The sequence below is a fragment of the Spiroplasma endosymbiont of Melanargia galathea genome, from assembly GCF_964031075.1.
Lineage (GTDB): Bacteria > Bacillota_I > Bacilli_A > Mycoplasmatales > Mycoplasmataceae > Spiroplasma_A > Spiroplasma_A apis.
This window is the reverse complement of record NZ_OZ035000.1, coordinates 524,309-540,852: the sequence shown is the minus strand read 5'-3', so window position 1 is coordinate 540,852 and position 16,544 is coordinate 524,309. Positions and strand designations below refer to the sequence as shown.

At 25.4% G+C, this 16,544-nt stretch carries 12 protein-coding genes; all 12 read right to left on the bottom strand.

From position 1 onward, the window contains the following. Positions 1-72: 72 nt before the first annotated feature. The gene (locus AAHM92_RS02385; protein WP_500223043.1) at positions 73-405 is read right to left on the bottom strand and encodes a hypothetical protein; all 333 of its coding nucleotides are present in this window, start codon (positions 403-405) and stop codon (positions 73-75) included. A gap of 11 nt (positions 406-416) precedes the next feature. Beyond that, positions 417-602: a hypothetical protein gene (locus AAHM92_RS02380; RefSeq protein ID WP_500223041.1), complete on the bottom strand. Its 186-nt coding sequence runs from the start codon at positions 600-602 to the stop codon at positions 417-419. Between the two features lie 101 nt (positions 603-703). Beyond that, a complete protein-coding gene (locus AAHM92_RS02375; RefSeq protein WP_500223039.1) occupies positions 704-979 on the bottom strand; it encodes a hypothetical protein in 276 nt (91 codons plus the stop codon). A gap of 73 nt (positions 980-1,052) precedes the next feature. Beyond that, on the bottom strand, positions 1,053-2,705 hold the full coding sequence (locus tag AAHM92_RS02370; RefSeq protein ID WP_500223037.1) for a hypothetical protein: 1,653 nt from the start codon (positions 2,703-2,705) through the stop codon (positions 1,053-1,055). 408 nt (positions 2,706-3,113) lie between these two features. Next, the gene (locus AAHM92_RS02365; protein ID WP_500223035.1) at positions 3,114-4,154 is read right to left on the bottom strand and encodes a hypothetical protein; all 1,041 of its coding nucleotides are present in this window, start codon (positions 4,152-4,154) and stop codon (positions 3,114-3,116) included. Positions 4,155-4,176: 22 nt separating this feature from the next. After that, positions 4,177-5,079, bottom strand: a complete 903-nt coding sequence (locus tag AAHM92_RS02360) for a hypothetical protein (RefSeq protein WP_500223033.1) — start codon at positions 5,077-5,079, stop codon at positions 4,177-4,179. Beyond that, on the bottom strand, positions 5,073-6,512 hold the full coding sequence (locus tag AAHM92_RS02355) for a Z1 domain-containing protein (protein ID WP_500223031.1): 1,440 nt from the start codon (positions 6,510-6,512) through the stop codon (positions 5,073-5,075). Before AAHM92_RS02355 ends, AAHM92_RS02360 begins: the two co-directional genes overlap by 7 nt. Continuing rightward, a complete protein-coding gene (locus tag AAHM92_RS02350; RefSeq protein ID WP_500223029.1) occupies positions 6,505-8,322 on the bottom strand; it encodes an ATP-binding protein in 1,818 nt (605 codons plus the stop codon). The genes AAHM92_RS02355 and AAHM92_RS02350 overlap by 8 nt, the downstream gene beginning before the upstream one ends. A 55-nt stretch (positions 8,323-8,377) precedes the next feature. Further along, positions 8,378-9,643, bottom strand: coding sequence for a DNA cytosine methyltransferase (locus AAHM92_RS02345; RefSeq protein ID WP_500223027.1), 1,266 nt, complete (start codon positions 9,641-9,643; stop codon positions 8,378-8,380). Between the two features lie 445 nt (positions 9,644-10,088). After that, positions 10,089-11,978, bottom strand: coding sequence for a DNA/RNA helicase domain-containing protein (locus AAHM92_RS02340; protein WP_500223025.1), 1,890 nt, complete (start codon positions 11,976-11,978; stop codon positions 10,089-10,091). A gap of 165 nt (positions 11,979-12,143) precedes the next feature. Then, positions 12,144-13,865 carry an aspartate--tRNA ligase gene (gene aspS / locus AAHM92_RS02335; protein ID WP_500223023.1) on the bottom strand — a complete coding sequence of 574 codons (1,722 nt, stop codon included), beginning with the start codon at positions 13,863-13,865 and terminating at the stop codon, positions 12,144-12,146. Between the two features lie 5 nt (positions 13,866-13,870). Continuing rightward, positions 13,871-15,106 (bottom strand): histidine--tRNA ligase, encoded by a 1,236-nt coding sequence (hisS, locus tag AAHM92_RS02330; RefSeq protein WP_500223021.1) that lies wholly within the window; start codon positions 15,104-15,106, stop codon positions 13,871-13,873. Positions 15,107-16,544 lie beyond the last annotated feature (1,438 nt).

The following is a 16,544-nucleotide window of genomic DNA, read 5'->3' as shown; positions in this document are numbered from 1 at the left end:
TCAAGTAAATATATTTTGTTTTAAAATAAGAAGTATTTAATTCTATTTTTAGATTTGTACCATCAACTCCAACTACATTAGGAGTATTGTAATTCATTTCAATCAAATCATCTCTAACATAAGAGTTATGTTTTTTTGATTCATTGAAATAACTTGATTTTTTGTAATTGTCCCTATTAAATGAGTTTTAAATACCTCAGGTTTTTCTCTTTTGATTAGGTTAATCATTTTTTCAGAGACTCTTTTATTCTTATTAACAAAAATTCATTTCCTTATTAAAAGAGAACCTGTTTTTAAATCATTATTTGCTTCTTTAAAATCTTTTACTAAGTCTACTGCATTTTCAAATCTTTCATTTTCATAGCTATTAATAGTTGGAATCTTTAGCTTGAATTTGTATAACAAAATAGGGTTTTCTAATTTAATCTTGTTTTAAATTTCGAATATGTATTTTTATGAACTTTAAAATAATTTATTAACCTATTAGTTCCCATACCATAATTAGCAACTAAATAATACATTTGAGAGCATGCATAATATTTATAAGCTTTTGTTGCCATTATCATTATCTTTTCATTCTTACTCATTTTCAATAAATTCATCAATATTGTTACCGTGCAAGAAGGAATGGACTTTTCCAATATTTCTTTACTCGCTATTGCTAACAATTTTTCTTCTATCTCAAACTTTAAGTTTTTTCTAATTATTTTATTCAGTCCTTAAGTATTTTATTTTCCTTATTTTTTTTAAGTTCCTTAGAAATAAAATCTTTTTTTAACTTTTGACTCATCAATTTAACATCTTTGCAATCCTTATATATACTATAAGAATAACAAGATTTTGAGGACTTATATCAGATTCTTATTAATTGCGATCCTGCTTTAATATTTAAATCATTAGTTATTTTGTCTATATTTTCACCGTTTTTGTACCTTTTTACGGCCTCAGTTTTTATGTTCTTATCATAAGTTTTTGGCATTATTTCTTTTCTATCAAAAAACCAGTAATTTTATACTGGTCTACTTAGCTTCCTTTTTGCTAATTTTATTTAGTTATAATTTAATAGTTTTTTTATATTTTAGATAACCAATATACCACAAAATAATCATTGATATAAAGTACATAAAGTACAAGTAAATATAATTTACAAACTCAATGGTTTGTTCTTCTAAATTTTCAAGTTTTACTGGTCCTTCCTCATTAGAAGTATCAATAAAATATTTATATTGTAAAGGTGTGGTTGGACTTTCAAATAAATTATTTGGTGAAGTAATTGAAAATTTATCATGATAATATTTATAGTTTTCTCGAAAATAATTACCATATGAAAGTTGTGATAGTTGATTAAATGGGTTGATATGTGTAATTAATTTTATTTTATTTAGTAGCTCTTCACTTGGTGTTAACTTTAAATCTATACCTTTTTTGTAATTTACTTCATAATAGTTATTTCAATAAGTTATTTCAAAAAACATTGAGGAAATAAAATAATATAGGTCAAACTGATCTGGTGTTTTATAATTTATAAGTGTGTTTTTAAAATAACCCTGGTTGATGCTATAATCTATAAAACTATTGGCAGGATATGAAACATTCCCTTTATAGGTCATTATAAATTCAAAATAATTATTTGAAATATCTTTAAGAGCATTTAATATATTTTTGTATTTACTTTCATTTGATAAACTAATAACTTTATTTAATATGTTGTAAATTCTATTATTATTTTTCATTAAATAGTTAAAATTAAGAACAATGGGTCTGAAGTTGTAAGTAAGAGTGTCTTCCATTTTAAACCCATTTAAATTATAGTTAGTAAATTTAGTATAATTTTCATCAAACAACTTATTTAAATAAACTATGAAATCAATATAGTTAGTTCCAAAAGTATCAATTGCCTCTTGTTTATATTTTTCTAGAATATAATCATAATTTCCATATTGATATTGAATGAAATCTGGACTTGTGTAATTATATGCTTTTTTGAAACCTTCAAATATATCAGTAAATATATCATCATTTTTAAATTTATTTATAAAAGAAGTTTGTTTTTCATACATAAATGTATTTGCCTGATAACGATATAGTTCATTGATTTCGCTATATTTAATTCCTCCAACTGCCTGAGAAATAGATATTAAAGAAGCTAATATAGAAATTAAAGTAAGTGATATTTTTGCTTTAATTAACATTAATAATATAAATGCTAAAGCAGAAACAATAATTATTAATAAAAACTTATAGGCAAAAAAACTTAAAACTTTTAATTTTGCCTCTATAAAATAGTTACTTATAGAAAGCATTAATAAGCTTTGGACTATTAAATTAAATATAAGTATTACAATGCATGTAACAAAAAATATAATAAATCTTGAAAAAAAACTTTGAAATACACTAATTCCACCTTTTATTTCCAAATCTATTTTACCTTCTTTTTTATCTACATAAAAAAGCAATGTTATAATATAAATAACAATGATTGACAGTAAAATTACATCAAAAATTATTTTTAAAAAGAAAAAACAATCAAAATAATAGTCAATTTTATCAAAATACTTGTTTGTGATATCAAAATAATTGTAAAAAGATATTATTTCAAGTAACGTTGAAATAGATAAATAAACAACTGTTAGTATTATTAAAATTCTATTCTTTATTAATTTCTTAAAATTGAAATTAAATATTTTAAAATTAATATTTTTCATTTTGTTTTCCTCACACTATTTATAAATTCTTTAAAATTATCATATAATTTTTAAATTTTTTAATTAATAAATATTTTTTGGATAAGTTTTAAAAGTCAACTAAGTAAAAAGAAAACTAAATACACAAATATAAAAATTCATTTACTATTTTCATTTTTTCATCTGCAGTAAATAGTTTTGTTTTAGCTATAAAAAAGACACCCTCCTATAAAAATTATATACATAATTTTTGTGTAGTTTGGGGTGACCCTTTAATTTAATGTTTATTTTTTATTGTAAATTAAAATTTCGAAAATTCCATTAACAAACGGATTTACAAATTATAAAAAAGTCTAAAAATAAAATACTCAAAAGGAAAAATCTGAATTATAATACACCCCAAACAACAAGTTTTATTGAGATGATAGACTAGATAAAATCTTTTACGTAATCAGCGATATGATAATATTTAATTTCATATTTATCCATAGCTTTTGAAATATGATCTGAAAACACATATTTTTCATCAGTTATGATTATTTTTTCAACATATTCATTTACTAGAAATTGATATGATAACAATTGACCAATAGCTTTATATACTTCCTTTTGAGATGTCTTAATTTCAAAAATGATATTTTTTTCATTATTATGAGCATATAAATCTATAACTTGGTTATATTCCATAAAAGTTTTAAAACCTTTCAAAATCATAAAACTATTTAAAAAATTTTGTAATTTATTGTGTTTCACACTTAAATCTCTTTCACGAGTTATTGTTAATAAATCTTGTTCAACAGTACTTAGATTATGTTCATCTATATAATCTAAGAGCTTTTGGTTTGTAGTGTCTTGTTTATAAATATATAAATCACTTAGTGCTTTCTCCAGTAATACATCATCGACAACGTGATCTATCTCTCGTGTTACTCTATTTATTCTCAATGTAACAAAATTATAATTTGTACCATTATATTCTCCGCCAAAAAATCCGCCAAAGATAAAGTTTTCAAACAACTTATCATCATAAGTAATTTTTGGACCATTACGCATAGGACTTTTTTTTCCAAAATTCAATGTGAATTCTTTTCTGTAACCCGCTCTTAGCCCGAATGAAATCGTACCCAATAACGTTTTTTGTTTAAAATTTCCTAGTTTTTCAAAAGAAAAAGCGTTTCCTTGAAATAAACTATTGTGAAATTTAGCTTTTATATAATCTATATGCTGTCAGAATTTATCTATATCAATATAAAATTCACCCACAACTTGAAATACATTCTCTTTTGATAAATTAATAGTTTGGACATTAAAAAAATTCTTAAATTTTTCCAACTCATTTTTAGGTAAAGTTGGGGATTTCATATTATTAGTATCTTTATCTTCATTTTTAAACTGTCTTGATTTGTCAACTATCCTTTTAGCATGATATCAAATCATTACATCGCCATCAATAATAAATCTATTGCTCACTTTAATCCACCCCTATTCTAAATTAGATGATTACTTTTATAAACTCTTCTAGCGAGTATTTTTTTACTTTATCAGCTTTAAATTTGTAAGTAATGTCAAAAATACGGCTATCTAAATTTTCTACTTTCAATAACGGTAGATCTGTTTTCTCAAAAACATCTATATGTACATCTTTCAAATTTATTTTGTAATCTAATACCTTCGGAAACTTATCAACAATTGACTCTAATTCCTCTATCTTGGCTTTTAGAAAATCATTTTTTGAATGTCTAAATTTGTCAAGGAAGTATATAAGATTCACACCATTGTCATCTTGTTTGAATGTAACACCTATAATATAGGGATTTTGATTTTTTATTTGATCAAACTTTACTAAGAATTCTTCTTTGTAACTACTGTTTGTTTTAACCTCTAAATAAGCATTTTTTTCTTTAATATAAAAATCATATTCCATCAGATCGTTATGATGAAATCAATACTCTGCTGAGTTGCTTATTTTCATAGCCTTCTCTAAAAATACAAATTCTCCTAAGTAACCAATTAGTTTTTTTTCTTCCAAAACTCTTTTTTGTTTTTCAAATATCATTTCACATTCTTTAATAATATTGTGTAATGATAATAGTTTGTTATTTTTCTTGATGGATTCAATAATTTTAAATAGATTATTAGTCATTTTAACATCAAGTAAATTTCTATCATTTACTTTTAAAATTTTTATAATTTCTGAATTTAAGATTTTAATTTCCTCTTCAGTTTCTACCTTAGCAATAGTTGAATGATATTCTCAATATTTGTATTTCTCATAAACTTCATTTTTAAAGTTCTTCTCTTCATTTCAATATATAATTAAATACTCGTCTAAATTATTTCTAATCAACTTTAACTTCAATTCTTGATTTTCATTAATAACATCATAATCTAACATTTTTTTACTCCTCCCGTAATATCTATTACATGAAAAATCATATTTTTTAATTCCTCGATAAGTATATTATCTACTATTAATTTGTTATCTATAGCTTCATTTTTCATAAATGTATTTAGTTCTATTATTTCGTTATATGCTTGTATAGAATTTTTAGGCATAAAAATAATCATATATTTATAATAGTCATTACGGTAACCCAACCATCTTGCTCTTTGCGCATGGGTGTCGGCACTTATTTTTCCGTTAGGAACGTTACACATAACCTCCATCAAAAGATTTTTGAATGTAAATCCCCTAGAAATCAAGTCACCGCCTATAATTATTCGATTCTGAGATCCGTCTGAAACATACTCGTTAGTTTCATTATTATTCAATAATATTTGATTTTCTTCTCTCTTTAATTCCTCGTAGATTGATATAATCTCTTTGTAAAGTAAATCTTCATCAACTATCAAATCGGTTCTTATTCTTAAGAGTTCTAACTCATCCTTAAAGTACTTTTTTCAATTGAAGAAAGATAAATAATTTGATAGTTCTTGAAGACAATCATTTATTAGTAACATTTGAAACTTTTGCTTTTTATTTTCTCTATTAATATTGAAAACTAACTCAAACTTTTTTTTCTCTTCTAGAACATTATATCCCGCATTCATTACTAAGAAATATTTAATCACTCTTATTACGATGTCTCAGATCTCTTTTTCATTTAAATCAGAATTTTTTATATTTTCAATTTCTTTATAGATGAAGTTATTTTTCTTAAAAAACTCTAGACCATTATATGTTGATGGTGGTGTCAAAAGATATATAACTTCTGCTTTCAAATCATCACTTAGAGAATTTACAATATTTGCATAAGGGGTGGCAGTAAACATACAATATTTATTAAAATTACTCAAGTTTAAAATTTTTCTAATAGTTGAAAAAACTGCTTTTGCTTCATTTGTTTTAGATGTATTTACAGAACCAAAATCAGATTCATCATCAATAACTAAAAGTCTTTTGTCTTTTATAGCTGAAACGTTTAACTTTTCAAATAGCTTAGTTAAATTAGCTCTTTCCTTCATTGTATTTATAAAAATAGTTTTATTATTTTCTAACAATAAGTCAAAATTACAATCCTCAATATTTTTTTTATCTAAATATACTAATCCATCTTTTTGGGTTTTGGAAGTATTGAACCTTGATTGTGTTTGACTCAATAGTAAATTGGAAGTACCTCCAAATAAAACCACTATATCATATTTATTAGAGAAAAGTGAAATTTCTATCAAACTCAAAATATTTTTAGTTTTACCTGATTGCACATCACCGAAAACTAAAACCTTGTTATTAGTTTCTAGAAGTTGAATTATATTCTTGGGGTCATTAATAGGATATTCTGGTGGCTTGTTTTCAAACCCAAACTCAATTTTAATTTTCTTATTCAACTAAACAAATTCTATTTGATATATAAGAAAAAATATCTGATATTGAGTTTGGGTTATCCACTTCAAAAATGTCAAGGTCATTAAAAATACTTCTTTCATCTTTTTTAAGAACTTCAAATTCTTCTTTTTTCAAAACAACAAAATCTGTTAATGCAATCACTATCGCAAACTTATGCATTTCAATCATAATGTTATCATAGATTTCTTCACCAACAATTGGTGATCATATTGGATGTTTGGAGTTTAAACTTAACACACAACTATCAATGTCTTTTCAAAAAACATCGAACAGTTTATCTTCGTTCTTCATTTTAGTTACTATATTTATTTTTATATTTACTCTTTTAGAATCATCTTTTAAAAGTTTTACTATGTAATTAGCCTCTAAACTTTTATTATCCATCTCAGAAAGTGTCACAATATTTTTATTCATTGAATTATTAAGTTGTTCAGTTATTTTGTTAGATGTTTTATTTGAGACCTTAAGACTTTCATTTTGTGCATTAAAATAAGTTCTAAAAACTAAGTCATATTTTTCTATGTGATTTTTTAAAACTTCGTTAAACTTTAGTCTAGCTTCTTCATCTAATCATTGTATTCCCGACTTGTTTGAAGTTAGGTCTAAATAAATACGTTCGCCATCTTCGTTCTTAGCATCGTATAGATTGTCTAAATTAATATAACCAAATCAACGTCTTTTGTGGTTATTCGAACCACTAATGTCATCATCAAAAATATTTTCAATGTAATTAGACATACCAAGTTCTTTGTTATTAGGTCCAGACATTATGGCTCTATTAGCCTGAAATAAAGTGAAACCGTAATACTTAACATATGTTTGACTAAAACCAAGTATATGTTTGCTAATATCTTTATGAGCTAGTATACCGATTTTACCGCTTATTTTTATTCCATTGAGTATTGTTTCATCAATATCTCAAACGAGATTTTCACCTCTCCTTATTTTATTAATAAAATCTTCCTTCGATTCTTCGGAAATTGTTTTAGATAACTGAATTTTATCAATTATATATTTAATAAAATCTTTAATTGATTTTCCAGTTAAAATATCATGTTTTTGTGCTTCTTCTAAAAATATTGAAGTATTATCAAATAAAGGTAAACTTGGTTTTAAATTTTCTTTTAAAGTAATCTTGTTCTTTTCTTCTAAACTAACATTAATTGACATACCATTTAATAAATAAAAATAATATTTTGTTCTTAAATTGCTAACCATACTCTCTAATTTAGTTTTAGTCAATTTTCCTTTTCTTAATTTTTCAATCTTTATTCTTGTACCTGACTGACTTTCAAAAGAAGAAGTTACGATTTTACCTTCTACGGTTTCTATATCATATCTAACGACTTGATCATCACTTCTCTTGATTTCATCGATATCAATTATTGTTTTCAAACCTTGATTAGTACTTTTTGAAAAGGTTAAAATACTTAATTTTTTACCTAAGAAAAAACTAGCTTGTTTTAGACCAACTCCATAGATATTCAAAGGTGAATCTTTTGCTTCTTTATTTTTATCACCAAACTCTAAACATTTATCTAATTGGCTATAATTCATTCCATTAGCATTATCGATTATTTCTAGTCAGCTATTGTTTATGTTGTTCCTATTAATATTAATTTCTATTTTCAACTCACTAACATCACCACTAGGGTTGTGTTTTTGGTTTATATAACTGGAAATTGAATTATCAATTAACTCACACAACATCAAATAGTCATTAGAAGGAAAACTTGCATACTGTTCCAAAGTAGCATAAGTCATCTTGATTTCTTTACTATTATTTTTCATATATTACTCTCCATTTATTCTATTATAAACAAAAAAATAAAGTTATTTAATAACTTTATTTCAACATTTTTAGGATAGCGGTTGCAATTGCCTTGGCCATTAATGGTGGGACAGCATTACCAATTTGAACAAGTTGTCATTTTTTGGCACCTTCAAATACAAAATCATCAGGAAATGATTGTAGTGCTGCCATTTCCCTTGGAGTTAGAACTCTAGGTAACTTAGGATGAATATTAACACCACCATGATTCTCTTTGATCGTGCATGATGGTTGTTCTCATGGAGATTTTTTTCAGGCATCTGAATAATTTTTGTAAAGGGATTTACCTTCTGGAACTTGTGATAATTTTGTTTTCATATTTTGACTATGTTTTGTAAATATATGATTATTTTCTTTTTTTTCTTCCATTTCTAAAAATCTTTCAATTTCTTCACCTAAAGTTTTATAATTTTGTTTTTCTAGAATTGGTTTAGGAAATAAATTAACTTGGTCTAAGCAATTTGCTATAAAAAAAACACGTTTTCTTATTTGTGCTACACCAAAGTCAGCAGAATTGATTGTATGGGCTGAAATTTTATAACCAATGTCTTTGTAGTCGCTTAAGATCTTCTTCTCGACTTTTCCACCAAGCATATTTCTAAGACCCTCAACATTTTCCATAACAACAACTTTTGGCCTTACCCTTTTAACTATTTCAAGCATATCTAAATACAAAGAATTTCTAGGATCAATGAATACTCTATTTCCTGACATGCTAAATCCTTGACATGGAAAACCACCAATAATTAAATCAACCTTGTTTTTTAAAGCATTATTAATAATAAATTCCTTAGTTTCTCTTAATTTAATATCTCTTGTTTCAGTATTTTCATGTGAAAATTTGTTAGAATCTATGAAATTTCGTTTATAAGTATTAACTGCACATTCTAAAATTTCTACATTTCCAACTGGTTCATAACCCGCCATTGCAAAGCCACAACTCATTCCTCCAGCTCCTGAAAATAAATCAATAAATTTTAAGCCATTACGATATTCAGAATTTCATCCATCCTTTTTTGAGAATTCCTTCTTTATATCGATAAACTCATAATCATCATTATATACTTCCTCGTTTATTATCAAATCATTTGAAAAGTCTAGATTATATGGATTCTTACCTTTTTTCCACTCGTTATAATCTCTTTCAGAAACTAATATTGCACCCTTATTACTTTTCTTATGAACTTTTATTTTTTGAGCTGATATTACTCTTCTTATCATTTTGATGCTCTTGTTTTCTCTATTAGAAATTTCTTTTATAGTAAGTAGATTTTCTTCCATATAACCACCGTAATTATTATAAAACAAAACAAAATTTATATAAATAAAAATAATTATATAAATAAAATAAATGTATAAATAAAAATTATTATTAAATGATTAGAACAGTAATATCGAAAAAATCAAGCTATTTCTTAGTTAGTTATTTTTCATATTTCTCCGAAATAACAATTTCAATATATGTTAGACACAAAGTTTATCCTCTTATTACACTCTACACATAATGTAGTTTAATAAAACGAGTATTCTAAAATATTTGTAATGTTTCACCAAAATATATATGATCAAGTGAAATATCTTAAAGCTTATTTAACAAAAAAAGTAACTTCTAACTTCATACTACTTTTATCAACTTTAACATGATATATGCTTAGAATTGTTATATGAAACCTTTTTTTATGTGATACTTTACTAAATGTATTTCTTTTTATTCAAATGCAATGATCTAATTTTTGATTTTTTTCTTTAAAAAGGTTGCTAATTTTTTATTTTCACAATAAACATAAGTTCCTTTTATACCTCTAGTAAGTAAAACTTTATAAGTGTTTTTAATAATTTTATCTGCAATTTCTTCTGCATATTCTTTATTAATTTTATGCATTTTTTTTAATCCTTTTAATGACTTATCTGTTTTTGCTCTTGCAAATAAATTTGTTTTGATATCATTATCATAAAATATATCATTACCGATAATTACACCACAATAATCTATTTCCAAGCCTTGACATGTATGAATACAACCGATTTGATCAATTGATGAAGGATTAACCATTCAATAATTGTCTGTACTTAGATTTCACTTCTTTTGAAAATCACCAATGATGATATCATTTACATTTGGATTATTTTTAGATTCTCAATTTCAGCAATAACCAGCTACACACCTAGCATTATTATTTGTATTTTTTGCTTTTACAGCATCAAACATTTCTTGAACATCATCAAATATTTTAAAATCGTAATTATGTAAAAAAGATATATCTATAGGTAGCTCATCACCATATATTATATGATTAACAAAGTCAATATATTTATCAGCACCAGATGTTCTAAATTGAGTTTTCAACTCAGGAAGTTCTTTAATTAATTTAACATCAATACCCTCTTCATAAGCAGCTCTTTTAATAGTTTCAATTGTTCCTATATCTTCTGTAGTAACAATCTGACGTTCATCTACAAAAAACACAGAAATTAAACTCTCACATATTATTTCTCTTATTTGATTATTATATCCTTGACCTTCTTTAACATATTGTGATTTGCTAATCAACCTATGTGCTTCATCAACAATAGAGGCATCATACTCATTTTTTCTTAAAGATATAAACGATCCAGAACCTTTGAATAAATTAGCAATTCTAGCTTTTGTGTATTTTTTATCACCATTATTATCAATGATTTTTTTCTCGTAAATATTTCTTAGATTTTTATTTTTTGAAATATAAAGAGAATTCATATCGTATTGTAGACATTTAGATAGTAAACGTAATGCAATCACTGTTTTGCCAGTTCCAGGACCACCAGGTAAAATTAATACTCGTTTTTTCTTATCATTTCTAGATTTCCTAATATAAGAAAGAATTTTCTCAAAAACTATTTTTTGATCATCTAATAACGTAAATATCTCATCTCCATCAATTATGTTTTTTACAAACTCCTGAAGGGACTTTCCTGGTCTAATTTGTCCTTCATCTATGTCTGTTATCAATTGACCTTCATCACCCTTACAAATTAATTTTTTTATATACTCTTTAAGCTTTTTTTTATCTTTTTTAAAAAATAAAGGTGCTTTTTCAATATATTCTTGATACTCATCTGCAATTATATCGGGATAATTATCTATATCATAATTATGCAGAAAAGCACAAGTGTTAATACCTATATCATTGTTTGAGTAAACAACTTCTGAATAATCTTTTAAAAATACTCCATATGAGTGTGCTTGATAAGAAGGATGAGTTGTATCACGATATGATTTACTTAGAAAAGTTCTCACAATCATATCTTGTTCTTGTACTTTTTCACATTTCTCTCATTGCTTTAATTCAATAATAATCAAGTTTCTTTTATTTTCATTAATTCCTGTTATTATGAAATCTATTCTTTTTGAAGTTCTTGGTAAGTTATATTCTAAAGCAATTCCAATATTGTCATCAATTTCTTTATCACTTAAAACAAGAGCCATATCTTTTAGAGAATTATCTCAACTTCTCATTTCTCCTTGAGAAGTTGATCTATTTAATCTGAATTTAATCTCATTTTCTAATTTTTCCGTTAACTCACCAGAATTAATATCTTCTAAAAAACCAGCTTTATTCGTTTTATAAATTATCATTCAAATACCCCTTTTTTATCTTTTTAATATTATAATGGTTTAAAAAATAATTGAGAGTTTACATTAAAAAAAATAATACTAAAAAAACACCTTGTTTTCAAAAAAAAAAAAAAAAAGACTACAAGAGGATTCTTGTTGTCCTTTTAAAACTAGACGTTTCATTAGTTATTTAGCTATCTTAATTGATAACTCTTTAAGTTGTGTTTCAGTTACTATGTCAGGTGCATTTGTCATCGGGTCAATACCAGAAGAGTTTTTTGGAAATGCAATAACTTCACGAATATTTGGTGCACCAGTTAATATCATTGTTATTCTGTCTAAACCTAGAGCACACCCAGCATGATAAGGAGCCCCATAATTATAGGCATTTACAAATCAACCAAAATTCTCTTTAATTTGGTTTTCGGTTAACCCGATAGCATCAAACATTCGTTTTTGAATAGTTTGATCAGTAATTCTTTGACTTCCACCACCAATTTCAAAACCATTAAGAACTATATCATATGCTTTTGCAAAAGCTTTTTCTTTATTTATGTCAAAATCTTCTAAACAATTTTCTGATGGCATTGTAAATGGATGATGAGCAGCAACATAACGGTTCTCTTCTTCAGAAAACTCAAATAACGGAAAATCAACAACCCATAAGAATTTCAATTCATTTGGGTCTAAGATATTCAATAAGCTTGCGACTGTGTTTCTTACGGCACTAAGTGCTTTACTTGCACGATAATATTCATCAACTACAAATAGAATTGTACTTTTTTCTTTAATATCAAACTCTTTGATTAATGCTTGTTTTTCTGCATCATTCAATTTTGAACCAATTGAACCAGATCATTCATTTTGATCAAATTTAGCAAAGGCTAAGATATTCACGCTATTTTGCTTAGCTACTTCGCTTAATGTTTCTAAATCTTTTTTAGTTAAAAGTGTGTCAACACAAATCGCTCTAATTTTCTTATCTTGAATATTAGAAAATAAAGGTATTTCTGTATTATTAAATATATTATTTAAAGTGTGAATTTCGTATCCAAAACGAATATCAGGTTTATCATTTCCATATTTTTCCATAGCTTCTTGGTAAGTTAGGCGTAAAAAACTACCTTTTATGTCAACACCTTTTAAATCTAATACTAATTTTTTCAATAAACTTTCAATTGTTTGCATAACATCTTCTTGTTCTGCAAAAGCCATTTCCATATCCAATTGAGTGAACTCTAATTGACGATCAATTCTTAAATCTTCATCTCTAAAACATTTAACTATTTGAAAGTAACGATCTAACCCTGCAATCATGAATAATTGTTTATATAATTGTGGAGATTGTGGTAGAGCATAAAATTTACCAGGATTTAATCTTGAAGGAACCAAAAAGTCTCTAGCACCTTCTGGTGTAGACTTACCAAATATTGGTGTTTCAATCTCGATAAAATCGTTATTTACAAAATAATTACGAATAATATTATTAATTTTACTTCTTGTTACTAAAATATTTTGCATTTCAGGGCGACGCAAGTCTAAATAACGATAAGTTAATCTTGTGTCTTCTTGTGAGTCAATGTTGTTTTTAATCTCAAAAGGAGTTAATTCTGATTTATTAATTAACTCAATTTTATTTACTTTAACTTCAATTTCACCAGTGATTAAGTCTGCGTTTTTTGATTTTCTTTCAATAACAACTCCCGAAACTCTAACAACATATTCAGGTTTCAAAAACTCTAAACTCATATTTTCATCTACCACTAATTGTGTAATACCATAACGGTCCCTTAAATCCACAAAATTCAATGCTCCCATTTTACGAACTTTGGCAACTCATCCTTCAAGAACGACATTTTGGTTAATTTCCTTAATTGTTAATTGACCACAGGTGTGACTTCTTCTCATTATTTTTATTTCTCCCTTATTGTTTCTATAATTTTATCAAAAGGTACAGTTATTTCCTTTTTGGTTATCTGATTTTTAATAACCACAACATTGTTTTTCAATTCATTTTCTCCAATAATTATTATATTTTTAGCCTTAAGTTTTTCTGAAAACTTGAATGCTGACTTTAAATTCCTCTCTTGGTAATTGAACTCCGACTTTATACCCGCACTACGCATCATTAGTAATAAAATACTTGAAAATTGTTTAGCTTTTTCACACAAAGTGATAATATAACAATCAACACTTTGTTCTTCAGCTAATGATATTCCTAGTGTTTCCAATTTATTGATGATTCTTTCGATACCCATCCCAAATCCAGCTGCCTGTAACTCAACATTTCCTAATTCTTGAACTAAATTATCGTATCTTCCACCACCAATAAGGGTGCTTCCAGTATCATCAATAACTTCAAAAACAAAACCAGTATAATAGTCTAATCCACGAACAAGCATACCATTTTCTTGATAAGTTATTCCTAAGTTATTAAGATTATTTTTAAGTTGTTGATAGTATTCTTTCTCATCATCACTCAAATACTCTTTCATATCTTTTAAATTTTTGAATTTAGGTACATCAATTTTGCAATCTAAAACACGTAAAGGATTTAATTCGATTCTCTTTTGACAATCTTGACATAAATCTAAACCACTTAATGTTTCTTTTAAATATGCAATATATGTTTCTCTTTTTTCTCCCGTAATTAAGTAATTTAAGTTTACTTGAAACTCTTCTATTCCAACAGTTCTTAATATTGAAACAGCTAAACATAGTATTTCTGCATCTAATTCAGGGGTTTTTTTACCAAAAACTTCAACTCCAAATTGGTTAAATTGCCTTTGTCTTCCTGATTGGGGTCTTTCGTAACGAAACATGCTACCAAAATAAAATAGTTTCAATGGTAAGTTTTCGTTTATATAAAGTTTATTTTCAATAATAGATCTAACTGTTGGTGCAGTTCCCTCTGGTTTTAATGCTAGTTCACGGTTTTTTTTATCATTAAATACGTACATTTCTTTAGAAACTATATCAGTTTGCTCACCAACACTTCGTTTAAATAGCTCTAATGACTCAAAAATTGGTGTTCTTATTTCTTGATAATTGTATAAATCAACTAAATTTCTAATAATTAACTCTAACGCGAAGAATTCTCTCACCTTTTCATTAAATAAATCTTCTGTTCCTCTTGGTTTTTGAATCATATTAATCTCCTATTTCTAACCATATAATTTTACACCATTTTTAAAAGGTTAAAAATACTAATTGAGCATAATAAAAACCTTCATAAAGAAGGTTTTAATAAATTATTTAATAGTTTTATACTTATCTCTAATTCCATCAGTACCCAAAAATACTAATTTTAACTTTTGATATCGGATATAATTGCCACAATTAAGAATGCATTACGAAGTACTTTTGATAAGGCTACATCAATAAATACTAATGAATTTGTTAAAAATGCTACGAATATTCCGTCAAGTGAATCTGTTATATTTATTTGCTTTTACACTCTAAAATGGTGCATAACACCATCAATTAGTTTTTTTTCGATCTTTATACCATTTTATATCCGCTTGTTTGATACAAAACTAGCGAAATTTTATTGTCAATTCTTTTCTTTTAATATACTTAAAAATTTATAATATTTCATTTTTTTAAAAATTTTTGACAGTTTAAAAAAATAATCAAAAGTATTTACTATCAAGTTGGTTGTTAGAAATTCACTATGCATAATAATTTAAATCGTTAACAGACGAACGAAATCTCTTGTTTTGTTACAAATAAGATTCTTGTCGAATCTTATAAGTGCTATTTTGTTTGGTCTCTGAAGTATTTTTCTCATTTCAAAGCAAAAGATAAAATTCAAGTAGTTTGACTTTCAAAGAACAATCACTGAAAAAATATACGCAACGAGTAAAGAAGATTAAGTTTTTTTAGCAAGCAATAAAAAAATAAATTTAACTAGAGGTGTATACTAAAACTAGGTGATGATATGAAAATAAGGCTAAATAATAAAATAATTATAAATCATAAAATGATATCGATATTCTTCATGATACTTTTGTCTCTAACACTTACATTTATATATCATAATTTACAAAACTCTTTATTATTTTTATTTACATCTTTGATTAATTTCTTTAGTCTTTTGTTTTTTGTATCTACAATGTTACTTTTTATAAACTTAGTTAAAACAATGTCTTCATATTGTTATGAAATAATATATTGATTTAAATATTATTTAACTATTTCTCTTATATCTATGTTAAATATCATCTTTTATTTGTATACAAATAATAAACAAGTTGATTTATTTGTTTTTTTTAATCTTTTAACAATTTTACTTCTGATTACATATGCTTATACTTTTTTGATTTTGCAAATAAGTTTTGCAAAATCAAATTTAATAAAGATAAAAGTTATAGAGAATATTTTTTCTGTGATTACAACTTTTTATGAGTATATTAAATCTTTAATTTTCTTTATGTTTCTGATTAGTTTTGAGATTTACAAAAGTTATAAAAGAATCACATATTTAATTGTAAGTTTTTTGAAAACACAATTTATAAAAAGATTAAGATTATTTTATGGTGATCAGTTTGCTTAACAATTTTTTGAACATTTCACAAATTATTTGTA